The 601-nt window shown below is 47.6% G+C and carries 4 tRNA genes; all 4 read left to right on the top strand.

Annotation, left to right across the window (positions count from 1 at the left end):
- Positions 1-38 precede the first annotated feature (38 nt).
- A tRNA-Leu gene (locus WA279_RS20750) sits at positions 39-124 on the top strand.
- Positions 125-133: 9 nt separating this feature from the next.
- Positions 134-210: transfer RNA gene (locus WA279_RS20745), tRNA-Arg, on the top strand.
- A 27-nt stretch (positions 211-237) separates the two neighbouring features.
- Positions 238-314: transfer RNA gene (locus tag WA279_RS20740), tRNA-Pro, on the top strand.
- An 8-nt stretch (positions 315-322) separates the two neighbouring features.
- Positions 323-398 (top strand) — tRNA-Ala (locus tag WA279_RS20735).
- Positions 399-601: the final 203 nt, after the last annotated feature.

Here is a 601-nt window from a genome sequence, read left to right as displayed (position 1 = left end):
GTTCGAATCCCGTCTTCCGCTCCAACTATACCATCCACGCCGGGGTGGTGGAATTGGCAGACACACAGGACTTAAAATCCTGCGGTAGGTGACTACCGTGCCGGTTCAAGTCCGGCCCTCGGCATTATGTTTTGCGCCCGTAGCTCAATTGGATAGAGCGTTTGACTACGGATCAAAAGGTTAGGGGTTCGACTCCTCTCGGGCGCGCCATATCTTTTAATAGAATAGATGGGAAATCGGGAAGTAGCTCAGCTTGGTAGAGCACATGGTTTGGGACCATGGGGTCGCAGGTTCGAATCCTGTCTTCCCGACCATTTTTTATGGGGCCTTAGCTCAGCTGGGAGAGCGCCTGCTTTGCACGCAGGAGGTCAGCGGTTCGATCCCGCTAGGCTCCACCAAAAATTTTTAAAAAAAGTTGTTGACTTTGAAGAAGTGACGTTGTATACTAATAAAGTTGCTTTAACAAAGCGGACAAACAAAATGATCTTTGAAAACTAAACAAGACAAAACGTACCTGTTAATTCAGTTTTTAAAAATCGCACAGCGATGTGCGTAGTCAGTCAAACTACTTTATCGGAGAGTTTGATCCTGGCTCAGGACG

Source organism: Bacillus sp. 204(2023) (genome assembly GCF_037027505.1).
Classification (GTDB): domain Bacteria; phylum Bacillota; class Bacilli; order Bacillales; family Bacillaceae; genus Bacillus; species Bacillus subtilis.
This window is presented reverse-complemented; position numbering and strand designations above follow the sequence as displayed.